The sequence below is a fragment of the Streptomyces violens genome, from assembly GCF_000717745.1.
Taxonomy (GTDB): Bacteria; Actinomycetota; Actinomycetes; order Streptomycetales; family Streptomycetaceae; genus Streptomyces; species Streptomyces violens.
On the sequence record NZ_JOBH01000010.1, the window covers coordinates 169,051 to 190,228 of the forward strand.

Annotated in this window: 20 protein-coding genes and 1 tRNA gene; 6 read left to right on the forward strand and 15 right to left on the reverse strand. The window is 72.6% G+C overall.

What is annotated here, in order from left to right; genetic code table 11:
- Positions 1-10: 10 nt before the first annotated feature.
- The 6 genes from IF04_RS0119975 to pdhA form a co-directional block, all read right to left on the reverse strand.
- Positions 11-1,201: a potassium channel family protein gene (locus tag IF04_RS0119975; protein ID WP_051831389.1), complete on the reverse strand. Its 1,191-nt coding sequence runs from the start codon at positions 1,199-1,201 to the stop codon at positions 11-13.
- On the reverse strand, positions 1,198-2,952 hold the full coding sequence (locus IF04_RS35880) for a molybdopterin molybdotransferase MoeA (RefSeq protein WP_078600512.1): 1,755 nt from the start codon (positions 2,950-2,952) through the stop codon (positions 1,198-1,200). The genes IF04_RS0119975 and IF04_RS35880 overlap by 4 nt, the downstream gene beginning before the upstream one ends.
- Entirely contained in the window at positions 2,949-3,851 is a 903-nt protein-coding gene (locus IF04_RS0119985) for an NTP transferase domain-containing protein (RefSeq protein ID WP_030259293.1), read from the reverse strand. Before IF04_RS0119985 ends, IF04_RS35880 begins: the two co-directional genes overlap by 4 nt.
- Before the next feature lie 93 nt (positions 3,852-3,944).
- On the reverse strand, positions 3,945-5,372 hold the full coding sequence (locus IF04_RS0119990) for a dihydrolipoamide acetyltransferase family protein (protein WP_030259295.1): 1,428 nt from the start codon (positions 5,370-5,372) through the stop codon (positions 3,945-3,947).
- On the reverse strand, positions 5,372-6,433 hold the full coding sequence (locus IF04_RS0119995) for an alpha-ketoacid dehydrogenase subunit beta (protein ID WP_030259297.1): 1,062 nt from the start codon (positions 6,431-6,433) through the stop codon (positions 5,372-5,374). The genes IF04_RS0119990 and IF04_RS0119995 overlap by 1 nt, the downstream gene beginning before the upstream one ends.
- Entirely contained in the window at positions 6,433-7,587 is a 1,155-nt protein-coding gene (gene pdhA / locus IF04_RS0120000) for a pyruvate dehydrogenase (acetyl-transferring) E1 component subunit alpha (RefSeq protein ID WP_030259302.1), read from the reverse strand. Before pdhA ends, IF04_RS0119995 begins: the two co-directional genes overlap by 1 nt.
- Positions 7,588-7,817: 230 nt before the next feature.
- Here pdhA and IF04_RS0120005 point away from each other — a divergent pair, with 230 nt between their 5' ends.
- Positions 7,818-8,306 (forward strand): Lrp/AsnC family transcriptional regulator, encoded by a 489-nt coding sequence (locus IF04_RS0120005; RefSeq protein ID WP_030259305.1) that lies wholly within the window; start codon positions 7,818-7,820, stop codon positions 8,304-8,306.
- 34 nt (positions 8,307-8,340) lie between these two features.
- Here IF04_RS0120005 and IF04_RS0120010 read toward each other — a convergent pair whose 3' ends face one another.
- On the reverse strand, positions 8,341-8,934 hold the full coding sequence (locus IF04_RS0120010; RefSeq protein WP_030259308.1) for a TetR/AcrR family transcriptional regulator: 594 nt from the start codon (positions 8,932-8,934) through the stop codon (positions 8,341-8,343).
- A 226-nt stretch (positions 8,935-9,160) separates the two neighbouring features.
- On the opposite strand from IF04_RS0120010, the gene paaN reads away from it, so the two are divergent.
- Complete coding sequence (gene paaN / locus IF04_RS0120015; RefSeq protein WP_030259311.1) at positions 9,161-10,858, forward strand: phenylacetic acid degradation protein PaaN; 1,698 nt, start codon at positions 9,161-9,163, stop codon at positions 10,856-10,858.
- Positions 10,859-10,874: 16 nt separating this feature from the next.
- On the opposite strand, the gene IF04_RS0120020 is transcribed toward paaN, so the two are convergent.
- From IF04_RS0120020 to IF04_RS0120030, 3 genes are all read right to left on the reverse strand, one after another.
- Positions 10,875-11,546, reverse strand: coding sequence for a TrmH family RNA methyltransferase (locus IF04_RS0120020; RefSeq protein WP_030259314.1), 672 nt, complete (start codon positions 11,544-11,546; stop codon positions 10,875-10,877).
- Between the two features lie 110 nt (positions 11,547-11,656).
- Complete coding sequence (locus tag IF04_RS0120025) at positions 11,657-12,952, reverse strand: HTTM domain-containing protein (RefSeq protein WP_245654459.1); 1,296 nt, start codon at positions 12,950-12,952, stop codon at positions 11,657-11,659.
- A 128-nt stretch (positions 12,953-13,080) separates the two neighbouring features.
- Entirely contained in the window at positions 13,081-13,770 is a 690-nt protein-coding gene (locus IF04_RS0120030) for a DUF5819 family protein (RefSeq protein ID WP_030259321.1), read from the reverse strand.
- A gap of 224 nt (positions 13,771-13,994) precedes the next feature.
- Here IF04_RS0120030 and IF04_RS0120035 point away from each other — a divergent pair, with 224 nt between their 5' ends.
- Positions 13,995-15,128: an acyl-CoA dehydrogenase family protein gene (locus tag IF04_RS0120035; protein WP_030259324.1), complete on the forward strand. Its 1,134-nt coding sequence runs from the start codon at positions 13,995-13,997 to the stop codon at positions 15,126-15,128.
- An 80-nt stretch (positions 15,129-15,208) separates the two neighbouring features.
- On the opposite strand, the gene IF04_RS0120040 is transcribed toward IF04_RS0120035, so the two are convergent.
- From IF04_RS0120040 to IF04_RS0120050, 3 genes are read right to left on the reverse strand one after another with little or no spacing between them, the layout of a single operon-like run.
- Positions 15,209-15,553, reverse strand: a complete 345-nt coding sequence (locus tag IF04_RS0120040; protein WP_037960024.1) for a rhodanese-like domain-containing protein — start codon at positions 15,551-15,553, stop codon at positions 15,209-15,211.
- 43 nt (positions 15,554-15,596) lie between these two features.
- Positions 15,597-16,469 carry a J domain-containing protein gene (locus IF04_RS0120045; RefSeq protein ID WP_030259331.1) on the reverse strand — a complete coding sequence of 291 codons (873 nt, stop codon included), beginning with the start codon at positions 16,467-16,469 and terminating at the stop codon, positions 15,597-15,599.
- Positions 16,470-16,490: 21 nt separating this feature from the next.
- On the reverse strand, positions 16,491-17,954 hold the full coding sequence (locus IF04_RS0120050) for a DUF2252 domain-containing protein (RefSeq protein WP_030259334.1): 1,464 nt from the start codon (positions 17,952-17,954) through the stop codon (positions 16,491-16,493).
- 135 nt (positions 17,955-18,089) lie between these two features.
- On the opposite strand from IF04_RS0120050, the gene IF04_RS0120055 reads away from it, so the two are divergent.
- Entirely contained in the window at positions 18,090-18,524 is a 435-nt protein-coding gene (locus tag IF04_RS0120055) for a MarR family winged helix-turn-helix transcriptional regulator (protein ID WP_030259337.1), read from the forward strand.
- 40 nt (positions 18,525-18,564) lie between these two features.
- On the opposite strand, the gene IF04_RS0120060 is transcribed toward IF04_RS0120055, so the two are convergent.
- Complete coding sequence (locus tag IF04_RS0120060; RefSeq protein WP_030259340.1) at positions 18,565-18,927, reverse strand: winged helix-turn-helix transcriptional regulator; 363 nt, start codon at positions 18,925-18,927, stop codon at positions 18,565-18,567.
- A 94-nt stretch (positions 18,928-19,021) separates the two neighbouring features.
- On the opposite strand from IF04_RS0120060, the gene IF04_RS0120065 reads away from it, so the two are divergent.
- Positions 19,022-19,672: an FMN-dependent NADH-azoreductase gene (locus IF04_RS0120065; protein WP_030259343.1), complete on the forward strand. Its 651-nt coding sequence runs from the start codon at positions 19,022-19,024 to the stop codon at positions 19,670-19,672.
- Between the two features lie 112 nt (positions 19,673-19,784).
- On the opposite strand, the gene IF04_RS0120070 is transcribed toward IF04_RS0120065, so the two are convergent.
- Positions 19,785-19,868, reverse strand: a tRNA-Leu gene (locus IF04_RS0120070).
- Between the two features lie 497 nt (positions 19,869-20,365).
- On the opposite strand from IF04_RS0120070, the gene IF04_RS0120075 reads away from it, so the two are divergent.
- A complete protein-coding gene (locus tag IF04_RS0120075) occupies positions 20,366-21,178 on the forward strand; it encodes an FHA domain-containing protein (protein ID WP_030259347.1) in 813 nt (270 codons plus the stop codon).

Below are 21,178 nucleotides of genomic sequence, written 5' to 3' on the forward strand. Positions count from 1 at the left end.
GGACGGGCGGCTAGTCCTTGTCCCCCAGGTCCTGCTCGTCCGCGCGGCGGATCACCCGGTCCTTCTCGTCCGCCCGGCGCATCGGCTGGACTCCGGAGCCCGGCAGTCCCTGTGCGGCCGGGCGGCCCAGCTCCACCGGCTCGTCCTTCGGCACCGCGCGGACGATCGTGATCAGCCGGTCGGCGTGCTGCAGCGGGCTCGCCGCCGGGTCGTCGTACGCCAGCAGCCGGTGGCCGCGCAGTACGGAAACGACCAGGTCACCGGTGTCCCGTACCGACTTGCCGACCTCCGCCTTCACCACCGGGCGCTCGATCAGGTCCAGCCCGCTGCCCTGCTGGATCAGGTCCTCCATGACCGTGCTCGCGCTCGGGCTGTGCACGGACAGGCCCAGCAGCCGGCCCGCCGCGCTCGCGGAGGTGATCACGGAGTCGGCGCCGGACTGCCGCAGCAGCGGCGCGTTCTCCTCCTCCCGCACCGCCGCGACGATCGTCGCCTTCTTGTTGAGCTGGCGGGCGGTGAGCGACACCAGGACCGCGGTGTCGTCGCGCTGTGTGGCGATGATGATCTGGTGGGCGCGCTGGACCTCGGCGCGCAGCAGTACGTCGCTGCGCGTGGCGTCGCCCAGTACGCCCGCGAAGCCCTCGGCGACGGCCGCGTCGATCACCTTGGGGCTCGGGTCCACGATGACGATGCGTTCCCGGCTCGCGCCCGTGGCACGCAGCGTCTCCACGGCCGACCGGCCCTTCGTACCGAAGCCGACGATGACGGTGTGGTCGCGCAAGGCGGTCCTCCAGCGGTTCAGCCGCCACTGTTCACGGGTCCGCTCGGTGAGGACCTCGAGGGTGGTGCCGACCAGGATGATCAGGAACAGGACGCGGAGTGGCGTGATGAGCAGGATGTTCAGCAGCCGTGCGGTGTCTCCGTACGGCACGATGTCGCCGTATCCGGTGGTGGAGAGCGTGACGGTCGCGTAGTAGACGCAGTCGAGGAAGTCGACCTTGCCGTTGGCGTTGTCGTGGTACTCGTCGCGGTCCACCCAGACGATGACGACCGTCAGCACCAGCACTATCAGCGCCATGCAGAGCCGGCGGATCACCTGACGCAGCGGTGCCGCGGGCGCCCGGCGGGGCAGCTGGACCCGGTGCGAGACGTCATCGGGGAGCCGCTCGTGGGCTGCGGCGTCGTGCGTGGGGAGCTTCACACCCGGCCTCCGGTGGCGCCGATGTCCGAGGTCGTGGCGGCGGGGGACCAGGGGAGGCCGAGGAGTACGGCCGACTCGCCCTCGGCGGCGCCGCCGGGCGGGATCACGGCCAGCGCGTCGGCGGCGGCGATGCCGCGCAGCATGGCAGGGCCGTTGAAGTGCAGGGGGAGCGCCACGACGCCTCCCTTCTCGTCCGTGCGGCAGGCCACGGGGACCAGCCGGGTGTCGTGCGGGTGCCCGTGCACGCCGTCGGCGAGGCGTACTCGGCGGGGCTCGGAGCGCGTACGGCCCGAGAGCGTACCGAGCAGCGGTTCGGCAAGCGTCAGCAGCCCCGAGACGGCGGCGAGCGGATTGCCGGGAAGGCCGACCAGGTGACGAGGGGTACGCGGGGTACGCACGGGGCGCTTGGTGCGCTTGGCGGACCGGCCGCGCGGGGTGGTGCCGTCCGCCGGGTCGAGCCGGGCGAGCAGCATCGGGTGGCCGGGGCGTACCTGTACGCCGTCCACCAGCAGTTCGGCCCCGAGGCGGCGCAGCGTGGGGTGCACATGGTCGACCGGGCCCGCGGCCGTGCCGCCGGTCGTGATCACCACGTCCGCCGTCGACGAGGCGATGGCCTCGTACAACACGCCCTCGTCGTCCGCGAGATGACGCGGACCGATGGTCTCCGCGCCCAGGGCGTGCAGCCAGGGCGCGAGCATCGGGCCGAGCGCGTCCCGGATGCGTCCCTCCTGCGGCAGCCCGCTGTGCAGCAACTCGTCGCCCAGGACCAGGATTTCCACCACCGGACGGCGGTACGTCCACAGCTCGTCGTAGCCCGCGGCGGCGGCGAGGCCGAGCACGGCCGGGGTCACCGACGTGCCGGGCGGCAGCAGTTGGTCGCCGTTGCGGCACTCCTGGCCGCGCGGCCGGATGTCCTGCCCGGGCGGCGCGCCACCGGGCGCGGACAACAGCGCGCCGCCATCGGCCTGTTCGACGGTCTCGCCGTGTTCGGAACGGAGCACCGCCGAGGCGCCGGGCGGTATCCGCGCCCCGGTGGCGATCCGGATCGCGTGCCCGGCGGGCAGCGGCCGGGCGGGGCCCTGACCGGCGAGGATGCCGGCGGTCGCGGAGGGAGCGAGGGTGCTGGGGGCGGTCACGCGCCAGGGTCCAGGGCCGGAGACGGCCCAGCCGTCCATCGCCGAGGTGTCGAACGAGGGCAGGTCCGTGAGCGCCGTGAGCGCCCCGGCTAGCACGCGGCCCAGAGCTTCGGGGCCGAGCGGGACGGTGGCTGCCTCCAGCGGCCCGGCCACGGCGCCGGCGGCTGCCGCCCGGGCGTCGTGCCAGGGGGAGTGCGCGCTGTGGCGGTGGGCGGGTGCGGTGCGGGAGGCGGCGGGGGCGGGGGAGTTCGGGGAGTGGGCCGGGGCGCTCGGCTGCGGTTCAGGGGCGGCCGGGAGGTCCGGGGCGCCGGGGCCTCCCGGGCCCGGCTTCGGCTCCTGATGCGGCTCCGGCTCCGGGGTCCGGGCCGCGGCCGCCGCCTCCGGCCCCGCTTCGTGTCGGCCGTTGCCCCAGGGCGCGTGCCACGGGTCCATCCACGTACGTTCGGACGAGCGCTCGCGGACACGGTGCTCCGCGCCATGGGGTGCGGCGTCCGCCGTACGAGGCGCGGCGTCCGGTACCCGAGGCGCGGCATCCGGTGTCCGGGGCCGCCCCGCGTTGGCGATGGCGAGGGCGTCGTCGAATTCGCCGGGGTCTCCCGTAAGACCGGGCATCATTCCGCCGTGTCCGCGGCTTCGGCTTCCGCGGCTTCCGCGGCCCAGCGGTTCGCCAGCGCCGCCGCGCGCCTGCTGACCTCCGCCACGTCGAGGCCCTGCTGCGCGGCCGCGTACCCGACGAGGAAGGTCGTCAGCGGCGCGGCCGGCCGGGCCACGCCGTGCGCCGCGTCCCGCGCCAGGTCGAGGAGGTCGGCCGTGTCGACATCGAGTTCGATGCCCAGTTCGGCCTTGACTGCGGTGATCCATTCGTCCAACACGTGTCCATGCTCCCTGATCCGGGCGCGCGCCGCGCTGAGGGCCTCCCAGGTGTCGCAGTCGAACGAGGCCGCCGCCGTCTCGTCCCGGACCCGCCGCACCGACAGTTCGGCGAGCAGGGCACGCAACGGCAGCCCGTCGAGACCACCGCGCTCGGCCCGCAGCGTCTCAAGGGCGCGGCGCAGCGCCGCGGCCTTGTACGCCGCCACGAGCGGCTGGTCCCGCCCGTCGCCGTCGACCAGCAGCGCCCCGTCCACGTGGCCGGGCGGCTCGCCGTCCGCGTGGCCTGACGGCTCCCCGGGCCCCGGCCCGGCTCCCGCCGCCAGCAGCGCGTCCACCGTCCCCGTCGTGAGAAAGGGCAGGTCGGCGGAGAGGACGAGCACCGTGTCGGCGGTGGTGTGCCGCAGGCCCGCGTCCAGCGCCGCGACCGGTCCGGCCCCGGGCGGGTCCTCGCGCGTCGTCACCACCGGGCGCGCGGTCGGCCGCTCGGGCCCGACCACCACGGTGCGCGCCGCACCGGGGCAGGCGGCGAGGACCCGGTCCAGCAGGGACCTCCCGCCGACCGCGAGGGCCGGCTTGTCGGCGCCGCCGAGCCGGCGCGCCGCGCCCCCGGCCAGCACGATGGTGTCGTAGTCGGTCGTCACCCCCCGAGTATCACCGGCACCCGGCGATCGACACCCCGTCCGTGCCGGTGTTCGTGATCGTGGTGCCTCTCACATCCCCCACGGTGGTGCCTCTCACAGCCCTCGCAACAGAATCGCCGGTGATTCCACGCAGTCCGCCACGAAGCGCAGGAAGCCGCCCGCCGTGCCGCCGTCGCACACCCGGTGGTCGAAGGTGAGCGAGAGCTGTACGACCTGCCGCACGGCCAACTCCCCTTCGTGCACCCAGGGCTTGGCGGCTATCCGGCCGACGCCGAGCATCGCGGCCTCGGGGTGGTTGATGATCGGCGTGGAGCCGTCGACACCGAAGACGCCGTAGTTGTTGAGGGTGAACGTGCCGTGCGTCAGCTCGGCGGGCGCGAGCCGGCCCGCGCGCGCCGTCTCGGTGAGCCGCGCCATCTCGGCGGAGAGCCCCTCGACCGTACGGGCGTGCGCGTCCCGGACGACCGGCACGATCAGCCCGCGGTCGGTCTGCGCCGCGAACCCCAGATGCACGGCGGGCAGCCGGACGATCTCGTGCGTCGCGGTGTCGACGGTGGAGTTCAGCTCCGGATACCGCGCGAGGGCCGCCGTACAGATCCGGGCAAGCAGCGCGAGCAGCGACACCTTCTCGCCGCGCCCCGCGTTCATCGCGCGGCGGACGGCCAGCAGCTCCGTCGCGTCCGCGTCCACCCAGCAGGTCGCGTCCGGGATCTCCCGCCGGCTGCGGGCGAACTTCTCCGCCGCCGCGCCCCGCATCCCCTTCAGCGGCACCCGCTCGGCACCCTCCGGGGCCACGGCAGCGGGCCCCGCGGGAGCGGCGGCCGCAGCCTGCTTCCCGCCGCGCAGCACGTGCTCGACGTCGGACCGCAGGATCAGCCCCTCCGGGCCGCTCCCCCGTACCGTGCGCAGGTCCACGCCGTGCTCCCGCGCCAGCCGCCGCACCAGCGGCGAGATCACCGGCACGGGCCCCGACGCGCTCGCATCGTGCGGCATCTCCCGGCCCGCTGTCTCCGGGGCAGCTGCCTCCCGGACCGTCACCTGCCCGGCGGCCGTCTCCCCGACTGCCGGCTCCCCGGCTGCCGTCCGCGCGTCGCTCACGCCGTTGACGAACCCGCCGACGGCCGCACCGGTCGTACGGGCCGCATCCGACGGCCGTACGCGTCGCCGCCGCCCCGCCGGCGCGCTCGTGCCGTACCCGACCAGTACGTTCCCCGAGCCCTCGGCCTCCCCGGCGCGCTCGCCGCCCGTGGAGCGCTCGGTCCCGGCGTCCGGCGACGCCCCCACCGCGACCGTCACCAACGGTGCGCCGACCGGCACTTCGTCGCCCTCCGCGCCCATCCGGGCCGTGACGACGCCGCCGTACGGGCACGGCACCTCGACCATCGCCTTGGCCGTCTCGACCTCCACCACCGGCTGGTCGATGGCGACAACCTCGCCCACCTCGACCAGCCAGCGCACGATGGTCGCCTCGGTCAGCCCCTCGCCCAGGTCGGGCAGCGGGAACTCGCGTACTACGGCCATCACGCACCACTCCCCTCGGTGCCGCCCCCGGTCCAGTCGGACTCCCACTGCAGGCGCGCCACGGCGTCCAGTACCCGGTCGACGCCGGGCAGGTGGTGCCGCTCCAGCATCGGCGGCGGATACGGGATGTCGAAGCCGGCCACCCGCAGCACGGGGGCCTCCAGGTGATGGAAGCAGCGCTCGGTGATCCGGGCGGCGATCTCCCCTCCGGGACCGCCGAAGCCGGTGGACTCGTGGACGACGACCGCGCGCCCCGTGCGCCGCACCGACGCGCACACCGTCTCGTCGTCGAACGGCACCAGAGAGCGCAGGTCCAGCACCTCCAGGTCCCAGCCCTCCTCGCGCGCCGCCTCGGCCGCCTCCAGGCACACCGGCAGCGACGGCCCGTACGTGAGCAGCGTGGCGCTGCTCCCGGGGCGGCGGATCTCCGCGCGCCCTAGGGGAGCGACGGGCGCCGGCTCCTCGGGGGACCAGTCGGCCTTGGACCAGTACAGCCGCTTGGGCTCCAGGAAGACCACCGGGTCGTCGGAGGCGATCGCGGCCCGCAGCATCCCGTACGCGTCGGCGACCGTCGCCGGGGCGAGCACCTGGAGGCCGGGCGTGGCCATGTAGTACGCCTCGGAGGAGTCGCTGTGGTGCTCGACGCCGCCGATCCCGCCGCCGTACGGGATGCGGATCGTCAGCGGCATCGGGAGCGCGCCCCGCGTACGGTTGCGCATCCGCGCCACATGGCTGACGAGCTGCTCGAACGCGGGGTAGGCGAACGCGTCGAACTGCATCTCCACCACGGGCCGCAGGCCGTACATCGCCATGCCGACCGCCGTGCCGAGGATGCCGGCCTCGGCGAGCGGGGTGTCGGTGCAGCGGTCCTCGCCGAACTCCTTGGCGAGCCCGTCGGTGATCCGGAAGACACCACCGAGCTGCCCGACGTCCTCGCCCATCACATGGACGGTGGGGTCCTCGGCCATGGCGTCGCGCAGCGCCCGGGTGAGGGCCTGCGCCATCGTGGCGGGCCTGCGCTCGGTCGCGGTCGTGCTCCCGGCGGCGACTGCGGTGCTCATCAGTGCTCCCCTTCCGCTGCGATCTCGGCCCGCAACAGGTCTGCCTGCTCGCGCAGTTGGCCGGTCGGCGCGGCATACACGTGGTCGAAGAGGTCCATCGGGTCCAGCGCCGGGTCCGCGTTCATCCGCTCGCGCAGCGCGCCGGCCAGCTCCTCCGCCGCGTCCTTCGTGGCGCTCACGTACTCGGGCGTCAGCAGGTCCCGCCCGGCCAGCTCGCGCTCCAGCAGGGTGATCGGGTCGTGGCCGCGCCAGGTCTCGACCTCGGCGTCGCTGCGGTAGCGGGTGGCGTCGTCGGCGTTGGTGTGCGCCTCCATGCGGTACGTCACGGCCTCGACCAGCGTGGGGCCGCCGCCGCGGCGCGCTCGCGCCACCGCCTCGCCGAGCACTTCGTGGAGCGCGGGCGCATCGTTCCCGTCGACCAACCGCCCGGGCATGCCGTATCCCACCGCCTTGTGGGCGAGCGAGGGTGCGGCCGTCTGCTTGGCGAGCGGGACGGAGATCGCGAAGCCGTTGTTCTGGACCAGGAAGACGACCGGCGCCTGCCATACGGCCGCGAAGTTCAGCGCCTCGTGGAAGTCGCCCTCGCTCGTGCCGCCGTCGCCGACCATGGCGAGCGCGACGACGTCGTCCCCCTTGAGGCGGGCAGCGTGCGCGAGGCCCACGGCGTGCGGGAGCTGGGTGGCGAGCGGGGTGCACAGCGGCGCCACGCGGTGCTCCCGCGGGTCGTACCCCGTGTGCCAGTCGCCGCGCAGCAGGGTGAGCGCCTGTACGGGGTCCAGGCCGCGGGCGACGGCGGCGAGGGTGTCGCGGTAACTGGGGAAGAGCCAGTCGCGCTCCTCCAGGACGAGCGCGGCGGCCACCTCGCACGCCTCCTGGCCGGTGGAGGAGGGGTAGACGGCGAGCCGGCCCTGGCGGGTGAGGGCGGTGGCCTGGGTGTTGTACCGGCGGCCGCTGACCAGCTGCTCGTACAGCCGCTTGAGAAGGCCGTCGTCCAGCCCGCGCGCCGCGTCCGTGCCCAGCAGGCGGTACGGCTCCTCGTCGGGCAGGAGGGGCCCGGGGTCGACGCGGGGCCGCCAGGCGGGCGGCGGGGCCGGGCGGTCGCCGGTCCCGGTGCTGCCGTGCCTGCTGCTGCCGGGCTGCTCGAGAACCGTCATGAGGGCACCTCCTCGGTGAAGGGGTGGCGCTGTGCGCCGCGTACGGGGTGGTGACGGGCGGCTGGAGGGAAAACTGCGGGTACGGGGGACCGGCCGGTGGGCCGGACTCCTCCCTACCGATTGTTCGGTTGCCGACACATTTTGGCTACAGGTGGGCCGAGCCTGTGGACAATCGGTTCTGCACAGCCTGGAATGGAGTCAGGACGTCCAACAAGGGGAGACAGGACGGCATGTCGGACGAACAGATGGTCAATCCCGCCGGACGACACCCCGTCCGTCCACTGGACGCCGTCGACCGCGACATCCTGCGCATGCTGCAGACCGACGGCCGGGCGTCGATACGGTCCGTGGCCGACCGCGTGCACATCTCACGGGCCAACGCGTACGCCCGGATAAACCGCCTGCTGGACGACGGCGTCATCCGCGGTTTCAGCGCCCGGGTGGACCAGGAGCGGGCGGGTCAGGGCGCGTCGGCGTACATCACGCTGAAGATCGTGCAGAACTCCTGGCGCACGGTGCGCGAAGCGCTCCAGGCGCTCCCTGGCGCCGCACATATCGCCCTGGTCAGCGGGGACTTCGACGTCCTGCTGCTGGTCCACACGAAGGACAACAGGGCGCTGCGGGAGCTGGTCCTCACCCGCATCCAGTCGATACCGGAAGTACTGAGCACCCGCACGCTGCTGGTCTTCGAGGAGACGGATCTCGAACCGGAGGGGTGACATGAGCGGCGTGGCCCTCAGGGGCCCGTCGGCGTCAGCCTTCGTTGCGCAGACCCGCGAAGGCCGTACGGACCACCGCGTCGGCCACTTCCTCACTGCTCGCCGAGCCGCCGCGGCCCGGTCGGTACCACTCCACGATCGAATTGATCATGCCGAAGAGCAGCCTCGTCGCCAGCCGGATGTCGGCGTCCGGGCGCAGGTCTCCCTCGGTGGCCGCCGCCTTCAGCAGCTCGGCGACCTCGTTGTCGAAGTCGCGGCGGCGCTCCATGGCCCACCGCTCGGTGTCGGTGTTGCCCCGCACCCGCAGCAGCAGCGTCACGTACGGCAGCTCCGCGATCAGTACCTCGACCTCGCGCCGGGTCACGTACTCCAGCCGCTCGATCGCCCGCCCCTGGGTCGCGCCCGGCTCCTGGAGGACGCCGAAGAGACCGTCCAGCGCCCTGCTTATGGCCCGCCGCAGCAGCTCTTCCTTGCTGCGCACGTGGTGGTAGATCGAGGACTTGGAGATGCCGGCCGCCTTGGAGAGGTGCTCCATGGACGTGCCGTCGTAACCGCGCTCGTTGAACACCTCGACGGCGACCGCGAGCAGCGAATCGGGCGTGTAGGTGTCGCGCTTGGCCATGGTCATGATTACAGCAGCTTTCCGGACGGGGCCGCACAGCGGACCAGGGAGCGGGACGGGGCCGGCGGCCGCGGAGCGGGCTCCCGCCCCACGCGTCCCGCCGTGACGACCGGCGCCCCGGCGGAGTTTTCCACAGGCTTTCCGGGCCCCCTTGCCCCGACCGATCGTTCGGTTACTCTAGCTCCCGATGCCCGTCCGCTCCCAGCCCCGATCGACGAGGAGTTGGTCCCCGATGGCCGCCGACCCGACCACGACGCAGTTGATCGAGAAGCACCGCCCCACGCTCGACCAGGCACTGGAGACCATCCGCAGCCGGGCGTACTGGTCCCCGCACCCGGAGCACCCCAAGGCGTACGGCGAGGACGCCGCGCCCGAGGGCAAGGCCGCCTTCGAGGCCCTCCGCGGCACCCGTTTCGAGCTGGACCAGCCCGGCACGGACGGCTGGACCGGTGAGGAGATCTCGCCGTACGGCATCGAGCTGGGCATCACGTATCCGCATCCCGACCCCGATGTCCTGCTGCCGGTCATGCGCGCCGCGATCCCGGCCTGGCGGGACGCCGGACCCGAGGCCCGCGCCGCGGTCTGCCTGGAGATCCTGGCCCGGATCAACGCCCGCACCCACGAGTTCGCGCACGCGGTGATGCACACCAGCGGCCAGGCGTTCATGATGGCGTTCCAGGCCGGCGGGCCGCACGCCCAGGACCGCGGCCTGGAGGCGGTGGCGTACGCGTACGCGGAGCAGACCCGCACGCCCGGCGAGGCCCCCTGGTCCAAGCCGCAGGGCAAGCGCGACCCGCTGGAGCTCAGCAAGACCTTCCAGGCCGTCCCGCGCGGCGTCGCCCTGCTGATCGGCTGCAACACCTTCCCCACGTGGAATGGTTACCCGGGCCTTTTCGCCTCCCTGGCCACCGGCAATCCCGTGCTGGTCAAGCCGCATCCGCGGGCCGTCCTGCCGCTCGCCCTCACCGTCCGCGTCGCGCGCGAGGTGCTCGCCGAGGCCGGCTTCGACCCGAATCTGGTCGCGCTCGCCGTGGACCGCCCCGACGAGGGCCTCGCCAAGATCCTCGCGCTCCGCCCCGAAGTACGCATCATCGACTACACCGGCTCCACCGCCTTCGGCGACTGGCTGGAGGAGAACGCCCGCCAGGCGCAGGTGTACACCGAGAAGGCCGGCGTCAACACCGTCGTCATCGACTCGACCGACGACTACAAGGGCATGCTCGGCAACCTGGCCTTCTCGCTGTCCCTCTACAGCGGCCAGATGTGCACCACCCCGCAGAACCTCCTCATTCCCCGGGACGGCATCAGCACGGACGCCGGACCGAAGACGTACGACGAGGTGGTCGACGACCTCGCGGGCGCCGTCCAGGGCCTCCTCGGCGACGACGCCCGCGCCAACGCCCTGCTGGGCGCGATCGTGAATCCGCAGGTGGCCGGGCGTATCACGGCAGCCCCCGAGCTCGGCGAGGTCGCGCTGGCCTCCCGCGAGGTGACCCACCCGGAGTTCCCCGGCGCCACGGTCCGTACGCCGGTGATGGTCAAGGCCGACGGCGAGCGGAAGCAGTGGGAGGCCGCGGACGCCGAACCGCCCTTCCTCTCGGAGTGCTTCGGCCCGGTCTCCTTCGCCGTCGCCGTGGACTCCGCGCCGGAGGCGGTGGAGCTGCTGCGCCGCACGCTGCGCGACAAGGGCGCGATGACCGTCGGCGCGTACACCACCTCGCCGGAGGTGGAGCGCCTGGTCGAGGACGCCTGTCTGGAGGAGTGCGCCCAGCTCTCGCTGAACCTCACGGGCGGGGTGTACGTCAACCAGACCGCGGCGTTCTCCGACTTCCACGGCTCCGGCGGCAATCCGGCGGCGAACGCGGCGCTGTGCGACGCGGCGTTCGTGGCCAACCGGTTCCGGACGGTGGAGGTGCGACGCCAGGCGTGAGCGCCTGAGGCGCGTCCTAGGCGGGCGGCTCGATGTGGGCGTGGCGGCCGATCCAGGCGTGCATGGCGATGGCGGCGGCCGCCCCCGCGTTGATCGAGCGGGTCGAGCCGAACTGCGCGATCGAGCAGACCATCGAGGCGTGCGTGCGGGCCTCCTCGGTCAGCCCCGGCCCCTCCTGCCCGAAGAGCAGCACGCACCGCCGCGGCAGTTCCGTGGTCTCCAGCGGGACGGCGCCGGGGAGGTTGTCGATCCCGATGATCGGCAGCCCCTCGGCGGCCGCCCAGGCGGTGAGGTCCGCGGTGTCGGGGTGATGGCGCACGTGCTGGTAGCGGTCGGTCACCATCGCGCCCCGCCGGTTCCAGCGCCGCCGGCCGACGATATGGATCTCCTTGGCCAGGAAGGCGTTGGCGGTGCGGACGACCGAGCCGATGTTGAAGTCGTGGCCCCAGTTCTCCACGGCCACGTGGAAGTCGTGGCGGCGGGTGTCCAGGTCGGCGACGATCGCCTCGCGGGTCCAGTAGCGGTACTGGTCGACGACGTTGCGCCGGTCACCGTGCGCGAGCAGATCGGGGTCGTACCGCTCGTCCTGCGGCCAGGGCTCCGGGTGCGGCCCCACGCCGACCACGGTCGCGAAGCCCTCGTCGTACTGGACGGGCTCGGCGGTCCGGGCGGACTCGTCGGGGAGGATCGTCGCCGGGCCGGTGGTGCGCCGGCCGTGGCCCTCCGGGCCGCCGCCGGTGGTGTCCTGACCGCTGCCGGTGGTGTCCGTACCGCTGCCGGGGGCGGTTTTCTCGCTGCTCACCCCACGAGCGTATGGCCACCGCCGGACTCCCGCGTACGAGCCCCCGGCCCACCGGCCGGGTTCCCCTGGTCACCCGCTGCGTCGCCCGCCGCGGCAGCCGCCGCTCCGGAAGCCGCGTCAGCCACCGCCCCGGACGCCGTTGCGGATGCCCCGCCGGACACCCCGCCCGACGAGACCCGCGCCGCACCGCCCGGAAGCAGCCGGTCGCGTACGGCTGCCACCCGGGCGCCGAGCCACCGCAGGAAGTTCGTCGGCAGGAAGACCGCGTCCGCCGCCACCATCGCGAGGGAGAAGAACGGCAGCCCGAGCAGCACCGCGATCGACAGGTGCTCCAGGATCATCGCCACCAGAAGGACGTTCTTCACGCGCCGGTTGAAGACCGTGAAGGGGAAGGCGACCTGCACGATCACCGTGCCGTAGGTGACCAGCATGACCACCAGCCCGCTGCTCGCGAGCAGCGCCGACAGCTCGGGCCACGGCGAGAAGTAGTCCAGGTGCATCGGGTAGAAGACGGCGGTGCCGTCCTGCCAGCGGTTGCCCTGGATCTTGTACCAGCCGGCCGTGGCGTAGATCAGGCAGACCTCGACCATGATGACCAGCAGCGCGCCGTTGTGCGCGAGGTCGGCGAGGGTGTTGAGGACCGTACGCGGCTCGCCCGGCGCGTAGCGCCGCACCCACCACCACGCGCCGTGCGCCAGCCACAGCCCCCACAGCGCCAGACCCCAGCCCACGTGCGGGAACGGCCCGTCGGCCGTCCACTCCAGCCCGTGCAGCCCCATGAGCTGGGCGAGCGCGAGGACCAGCCCGAGGACGGACCACAGCAGTACGCCGGTCACGTCCCGGCCAGGCGTCCCATCGCCACCTGCCGCCGGCGTCCGTCGCGCGCGCCGGGCATCCAGCGACCAGACCTGCCCGCAGCGGGTCAGGACCAGATACATCGACATCAGGTGGATGACGTTGTCGCCGCCGTCCCCGAGAAAGACGCTGCGGTTCTGCAGCGACAGCACGCCGATCATGAACAGCACGGACATGGTGCGGGTGCGCCAGCCGAGCATCAGCAGCGCGCTGGAGATCATGGCCAGCGCGTACACGAGCTCGAACCAGCCGCGGCCGTCGGACCAGACCAGCACGGAGAACGCGCCGTTGTTCCCGAGGAGCCGGCGAGCCATGTCCAGGCTCCAGACGCCGTCCGGCCCGTACAGCTCATGGCGGTGCGGCCACTCGCGCAGCAGGAAGAACAGCCAGGTCGCGGCGAAGCCGATACGGATCACGGCGGTCTGGTACGGGGCCATCGGGCCGGCCGTGACACGGGCGAACCCGCGGCCGACCGCGCGCTCTATCCAGGTGTCCTGCACGACGTAGTCCTGCGCGTCGGCACCGCGGTCATCGCTCACGTGCTGAGGCTCCGTGGAGTGCGTGCTCACTGGTTGCTCGCCCCCTCGGGCACGTCGTCGACGGTGACCGGCCACCAGGGCAGCACCCGGTACACGGGCTTGTCACTGATCTTCTCGCTGCTCCACGGCGGCGGCCCGACAGGAGTCGTCACCGAGCGGAACTCCATCCGGTCGACCGTGCCGCCGTGCGCCGTCCATTCCGCGCCGAGGCGGCCCATCGCGATCCGCCGCAGATAGCGTTCGGTCAGCTCACCGCGGACGCCGTTCGGGCGGTTCTGCGCGTCGTGCGAGCCGACGAACGACTCCCAGGCGCGGCGCAGTTCGTTCTGCTGCGTGTGACTGGGGAAGAGATTGTGGTGGATGGCCCGGCCGTCGAGCGCGGTCAGGTCGGTCCAGCCGGTCCTACGGGCACTGCCGCCGTCGCCGGGGCGTATTTCCGCCCGTACTTGTACGGAGATGTTCTGCTGCAGCGGATTGGGCGCGAACAGCTTCCAGTTCTGTTCGTACTCCGGGTAGACGTAGTCGCTGACGGCCTCGCCGTGCGCCTTGGTGACCGTGTTGGACGGGGCGACGTGCAGGAACATCATCGCGATGTGGACCAGGGCGGCGATCGCGATGCCGCCCGCTGCGGTCGCCACCACGATCCGCGAAGGAAGAGAGAGCGCGGTGACGGGCGACACCTGTGGTGGTCGCGTTTCGTCCGCGTATGACTGCATTCCTGCCCCGTTCCCCGGTCCTGTGCGGCTCCATCCCGCCACGGAACCGTACCCAGGCCACGTGCGCAGCGACAGCGTTCCCCCGGTTGTGCACAGCCTCGACACCTTCCCGGCCGTCGCCGCAAGCTCCGCCGGACCGTCCTGGGGCGGCCGTCGCCATTCCCAATTCCTGCAACCTGTTCTACCTTGCAGGGCCCCCAACGGTGCGTGCGGAAGGACAGCCAGTGGACTTCACCTTCACCGAGGAACAGCAGGCGGCCGCCGAGGCGGCCGGGGCCGTCTTCTCCGGAGTCGCCCCCGACACCGTCCCGTCGCCCGCTCTCACCACCGGAGCCGTCGCCGACGACCTCGACCGCGGCCTGTGGCGCACGCTGGCCGACGCCGACCTGCTCAGCCTGGTGCTCGACCCCGCGTACGGCGGGTCGGGGCTCGACCCCGTCGCGCTCTGCCTCGTCCTGCGCGAAGCCGCCAAGGTCCTCACCCGGGTACCGCTGCTGGAGACCGGCGCCGCCGCACTCGCCCTGCAGACATACGCCGCCCCCGACCTGCGCGAGGAGACGCTCCCCCGCATCGGCCGCGGCGAGCTTATCGTCACCGTCGCCGGCACCGGACGCACCGGACACGAACCGGCCGAACTGGCCGTCGAGGCACACGAGAAGGACGCGCACTGGACGCTGGACGGCATCCACAGCGCCGTGCCCTGGGCGCACAGCGCGGACCGCCTCCTCCTGCCGGCACACACCCGCGACGGCAGCGCCGTCCTCGCCCTCGTCCCCTGCGACCACCCGGGCGTCACCCTCGCCGAGCAGATCTCCACCAACGGAGAGCGGTACGCCGAGGTCCGGCTGGACGCCGTACGGCTCACCGCACGCGAGGTGATCACCGACCCCGCGGCCTGGGAACGGCTGCGGCAGCTCCTCACCGTCGGCACCTGCGCCCAGGCGCTCGGGCTCGGCGAGCGGGTGCTCGCCATGACCGCCGAATACACCGGTACCCGCGAACAGTTCGGGCACCCGGTCGCCACGTTCCAGGCCGTCGCCGTGCAGGCCGCCGACCGGTACATCGACCTGCGGGCCATGGAAGCCACCCTGTGGCAGGCCGCCTGGCGCATCAGTACCGGCGCACCCGGCGCCCTGCCCCCGGCCGGAGACGTCGCCGTGGCCAAGATCTGGGCCGCGGAGGGGGTACGGCGCGTCGTACAGACCGCGCAGCACCTCCACGGTGGATTCGGCGCCGACACCGACTACCCGCTGCACCGCTACCACGCCTGGGCCAAGCAACTGGAACTCGCACTCGGCCCGGCCCCGGCCCACGAGGAGGCCCTGGGAGACCTGTTGGCCGCTCACGCACTGGGCTGAGCCCGGCAGTACAACGGCGGCGCCCCGCTTCACGTTTCACGTGAAACAGAGCGCCGCCGCGAAAAGCCTTGGGCCGACGGTCAGATGACCGTGCCCGCTCCGCCCTGGTCGGTGACCACCGGACGTCCAGCTGCCTCCCAGGACTGCATCCCGCCCTCGACGTTCACCGCGTCGACGCCCTGCTGGACCAGGTACTGCGTAACCTGCGCCGAACGGCCGCCGACCCGGCACAGTACGTACACCTTGCCGCCCTCGGGCGCCTTCTCCGTCAGCTCGGCGTAGCGCGCGACGAAGTCACTCATCGGGATGTGCAGGGCACCCTCGGCGTGCCCGGCCTCCCACTCGTCGTCCTCACGCACGTCCAGCAGGAAATCCGCCGGCGAGAGCTCGTCGACACCGACCGTGGGCACAGAAGCAAAATGCATGACCCCGACGCTACCCGACCGGCCTCCCCGCACGCCGCCCGCGCTATCCGACCAGCTGAGTCAGCCGCTCCTCGCGCTCCGCCACATCGGCCAGCAGCTTCTCGGCGATCTGCTCCAGCAGCGCGTCCGGGTCCTCCGGCGCCATCTTGAGCATCTGGCCGATCGCGCTCTCCTCCAGCTCCGCGGCGACCGCCGTCAGCATCTCCTTGCGCGTGGCCAGCCACTCCAGCCGCGCGTACAGCTCCTCGCTCTCGCTCAGCTGCCGCTCCTGCGGGACCGGGCCGGCCTCCCACTCCGCCGCCAGCTCGCGCAGCGCTGCCTCGTCACCGACCGCGTACGCGGCGTTGACCCGCGAGATGAACGCGTCCCGGCGCTCCCGCTCCGCCTCGTCCTGCGCCAGATCCGGATGCGCCTTGCGCACCAGGTCCCGGAACACCTTGCGGGCCTCCTCGCTCGGCCGCACCTTCTGCGGCGGGCGCACGGGCTGGTCCGTCAGCATGGCCTGCGCCTCGGGCCACAGCCCCTCGGAACCCATCCAGCCGTGGAACAGCTCCTCCACACCCGGCATCGGCAGCACGGCGGCACGGAGCTCCTGCGCCTTGCGCACGTCCTCCGGATCGCCCGACCGTGCCGCGACGGCCTCCGCGATCTGCGCGTCCAGCTCGTCCAGCCGCGAGTACATCGGACCGAGCCGCTGGTGGTGCAGGCGCGAGAAGTTCTCCACCTCCACCCGGAAGGTCTCCACCGCGATCTCGAACTCGATCAGTGCCTGCTCGGCCGCCCGCACGGCCTGCGCCAGCCGGGCGGTGCCGCCCACTGCCCGCCCTTCGGAGCCGCCGGCCGCCGGGCCCTCCGGGCCCGCACCGCCTGCGGCTTCCTGGCCGTCCTGCCCGTTCTGCGCTTGCGAGTTCGTCACCCGGCCACCCTAAGGCCCGGCTCACACTCCCGGCTCTGCGGCCAGCCGCCCGTTGCGCACCGCCGTGACCAGCTCCTCGTGGTCGGCCTCCGTACGGTCCGCGTACGCCACCGCGAAGGAGGCCAGCGCCTCGTCCAGGGCCGCGTTCTTGCCGCAGTACCCGGCGACCAGCCGCGGATCGGCGCTGTGCGCATGGGCCCTGGCCAGCAGCGCACCGGTCATCCGCGCGTAGTCGTCGAGCTGGTCCGCCGGCAGCGCCGCCGGGTCCACGCTGCCCTTGCGGTTACGGAACTGCCGCACCTGGAAGGGCAGCCCCTCCCGGCGCCCGCCCGCAGCGGCCCCCGCGTCGTACACCGTCGTCCACCCCAGCAGCATGTCGCTCACGACCTGCATCCGCTTCTGGCCCAGCACCACCCGGCGCGCCTCGTGCTCCACGGGCGCCACCTCGAACCCGGCCTTCTGCACGTACGGCGCGAGCGCGGAAGCCCGCGCCTCCTTCACCTGCAGCACCAGCGGCTCCCCCCGGTGATCCAGCAGCAGGACGACATACGACCGCAGGCCCACGCTGCCCGTCCCGACGACGCGGAAGGCCACGTCGTGCACCGCGTACCTGGACAGCAGCGGCAGCCGGTCGTCGGGCAGCGTCCGCAGGTACCCGGCGAGCGCCGACACCACCGCGGCGGCCTCCGCGTCCGGCACCCGCCGCAGCACGGGCGGCGCGTCGACGAACTGCCGCCGGACGCCGGCCCGCCCTCCGCCCGGTGCCGCGCCACCGTCGTCCGGTACCGCCTCGGTCGACTTCGCGGCGAAGCGCGCGCTGGTGTTCTTGCGCGCCTTCTCCATCACCCGCTCCAGCGTGCCCACCAGGTCACGCGCGTCGGCGTGCGAGACCAGGTCCTCGTCCACGATGGCCTGCCACGCGTCCGCCGCGGGCATCCGCGCCAGCAGCCGCATCGTGCGGCGGTACGCGCCCGCCGCGTCCCGCGCCGCGTCCCGGCAGGCGTCCTCGTCGGCGCCCGCCTCGCGGCCCGCCAGGACGAGCGAGGTCACGAGCCGCTTCAGGTCCCACTCCCACGGCCCCCGCAGGGTCTCGTCGAAGTCGTTCAGGTCGATGACGAGCCGGCCGCGGGCGTCGGCGTACAGCCCGAAGTTCGCGGCGTGCGCGTCGCCGCAGATCTGCGCCGCGATGCCGGTGACGGGCGTGGTCATCAGGTCGTAGGCCATCAGCCCGGCCGAGCCACGCAGGAACGCGAACGGCGACGCCGCCATCCGGCCGACCCGTATCGGGACCAGCTCCGGCAGCCGGCCGGCGTTGGACTCCTCCACAGCCGCCACGGCGCCCGGGCGGCCGGCCCCGAAGGCCGGCTCACCGTGCGCGGACCGCGGAACCGTCTCCCGCAGCGCCTTGCCGGCGGCCTTCGGCCCCGGCCCGTCGTCACCACGCCGCGCAAAACCGCCGACGTGCGGAAGCCGCACCGTGTCCATCAGGGTCCCTCCGGTCGGGTCCGCGTCTTCTGGCGAGGCGGGGTGACCACCATCCCACCCGGCCTCGGCCCTGCCGACGGAAAGCAGCACAATTCGGGTTGTACTATGCAACGAACAGGAAGAAAGGCAGCGACCGTGGCTCAGCGAGACGACTCCGTCGGCATCATCCAGCAGGAGCTGACCGCTTTCGCGCGTCGAGCCCGCGCCACCGCGGCCCGGATGCACCCCGAGCTCTCGCTCGTCTCGTACACCCTCCTCGCCCATCTGGAGGACCAGAAGGGCTGCCGCGCCACCGATCTCGCCGCACACTACCTGCTGGACAAGTCCACGGTCAGCCGGCAGATCTCCGCACTGGAGAGGCTCGGATTCGTCGAGCGCCGCGTCGACCCGGACGACCACCGCGTACAGGTACTGCACCCCACCGAGCTCGGCGCGCAGGTACTCGCCAGCGCCGGCGCACAGCGCCGCCAGGCGTTCACCGACCGGCTCGCCGACTGGGACGACGCGGACCTGGAGCGCTTCGCCGCGTACCTGCTGCGCTACAACGAAGCCCAGCAGTGCCTCGGCTGACCAGGCCGCACCCCCACGACAAAGCAGCCCCGGAACCCCCTCAGTCCCGGAACCGCTCCGGACACTGCCCCCCGTCCGCCAGATACGTCTCCGCCCAGCGCGCGAGCTCCTTGAGCGCCGGCTCCAGGGCGAGGCCGGCCCGGGACAGCCGGTACGCCACGCGCAGCGGGGGGCCCGCGTCGACCTCGCGGACCACCAGGCCCGCCGAGCCCAGCTCCCCGAGCCGGTCGGAGAGCATCCGCTCACTGATTCCGGGGATCGCCCGCCGCAGGTCGGCGAAGTGCACCGGGCCCGACATCAGGGTGGCCACGATCAGCCCCGTCCAGCGCTTTCCGAGCAGCCCGAAGACGCGCGTCATACCGCTGTCGACCTGCTTGCATGCCTCTCCGCCGTGATCCGCCATGACACCAGGGTACTGCTTTCCGGTTGGGAGCTATAAAAAAGTAAGTGACTGTGGTATCCATAGGTACGTACGGTTTTCCACTAAGGAGCTCACCATGGCCACGCTGCTGCTGATCGACTCGTCCGTCTCGCCCGAGGGCGTCTCCGCCTCCCGTGCCGTGACCGCCGTCTTCCGCAAGACCTGGGAGGAGCAGCACCCCGGCGGCACGGTCATCCACCGCGACCTGGCGGCCGAGCCGCTGCCGCACCTCGACGGCGTCGCCGCCTCGGCCGGCTTCAGCGACCCCGCGACGCACACCCCGGAGCAGCAGGCCGCCTTCGCGCTGCGCACGAAGCTCGCCGAGGAGATCGAGCAGGCGGACGCGATCGTGATCGCCGCGCCGATGTACAACTTCACGATCCCCTCGACCCTGAAGGCGTGGCTGGACCAGACGATCATCATGGGCCGCACGGCCGGTGCGGAGCCGTCCGCCAAGGGCACCCCCGCGGTCGTCGTCGCCAGCCGCGGCGGCAGCTACGCGCCGGGCACCCCGCGCGAGGACTTCGAGTACGCGCGGAACTACATGGAGGCCGTGCTCACCGGGGCGTTCGGCTTCGAGGTGGACTTCATCGTGCCCGAGCTGACGATGGCGCCGTCGAACCCGGCGATGGCCGAGTTGATCCCGCTCTTCGAGGAGTCCCGCGAGAAGGCCCAGCAGGAGGCGGTCATCAAGGCGAAGGAGCTGGCGGAGCGCGTCGCCGCCTGAGCCGTACCGAGCATTGCGGCGGCGGGTGTGAGGTACGCCTCACACCCGCCGCCGCGGTTTCGGACAACGAAAAACCCCCGGTCCGGATCTCTCCGGGACCGGGGGTCCTCTGTGCGCGAGGGGGGAGTTGAACCCCCACGCCCTTTCGGGCACTGGAACCTGAATCCAGCGCGTCTGCCTATTCCGCCACCCGCGCATGGGTGTTGTCGCTCGATTCTCTCACCGGGGATCCGGGCCGTTCGGTCCGGGTCTTCGGCGGGAGCGCCTTTCGACATGGAAAACATTAGCACGCTGTCGGGGGTGCCTTCGAACCCGTTCTCCGCAGGCCACCGCCCCGCAGGTCATGGACGCGTCAGCCGTACCGTCCACCGCGCCGTCACCCGCCCGGCCCCGCGGCGGACATCCAATCCTCCCCGTCGCGTCAGTACGGCGCCCGCCACGGAGGTCCATCCGTGCACCGCGCGCCTCCTCAACGGCCCCGCCCGCCCGGGGAGCTCGGCAGTTGCGGGACACTGTCGTGCGGCCGCATCTACGATCGCAGTCAGCATCGAACGGCGAGCGTGGGCAACCTTGTGAGAGGCGACACTCGTCCTCTAGGCGGGAAAGGGGAACCAGCTGTTTTCCCGACGCGTGGATACGATCAGTAAGCAGTACAGGGACGACCCTGAAGAAGACTGAGGAAGGAGGTGCCCCGTGGGAGTACTGAAACGCTTCGAGCAGCGTCTCGAGGGCCTCGTCAACGGCACCTTCGCCAAGGTGTTCAAGTCCGAGGTGCAGCCCGTGGAGATCGCGGGCGCGCTCCAGCGTGAGTGCGACAACAACGCCACGATCTGGAACCGCGACCGGACGGTCGTCCCCAACGACTTCATCGTGGAACTGAGCGCTCCGGACTACGAGCGCCTCAGCCCCTACAGCGGACAGCTCGGCGACGAGCTGTCCAGCATGGTGCGGGACTACGCCAAGCAGCAGCGCTACACGTTCATGGGTGCCATCAAGGTCCACCTGGAGAAGGCCGAGGACCTGGACACCGGCCTGTACCGCGTGCGCAGCCGTACCCTCGCCGCCAGCACGTCGCAGCAGGGAGGCGCCGCACCCCAGGGTGCAGGCGCGGCCCGGGCCGGCCGGCCCGGCGGCGGACACGTGGGCCCGCCCCCCATGCCCTCGTCCCCGCCGCCCGGTGCGCCGCCGGCCTCGCGCCCCACAGCGGGCCCGCAGCCGCAGGCCCAGACCCGGCGCTGGATCGAGATCAACGGCACCCGCCACCAGATCTCGCGTCCGACGCTGGTTCTCGGCCGCAGCACCGACGCCGATGTGCGCATCGACGACCCGGGGGTCTCGCGTCGGCACTGCGAGATCCGGGCCGGATCGCCTTCCTCGATCCAGGATCTCGGGTCGACGAACGGCATCGTGGTGGACGGGCAGCACACCACCCGCGCTACGCTCCGCGACGGCTCGCGGATCGTCGTGGGCAGCACCACCATCGTTTACCGGCAAGCCGAAGGGTGA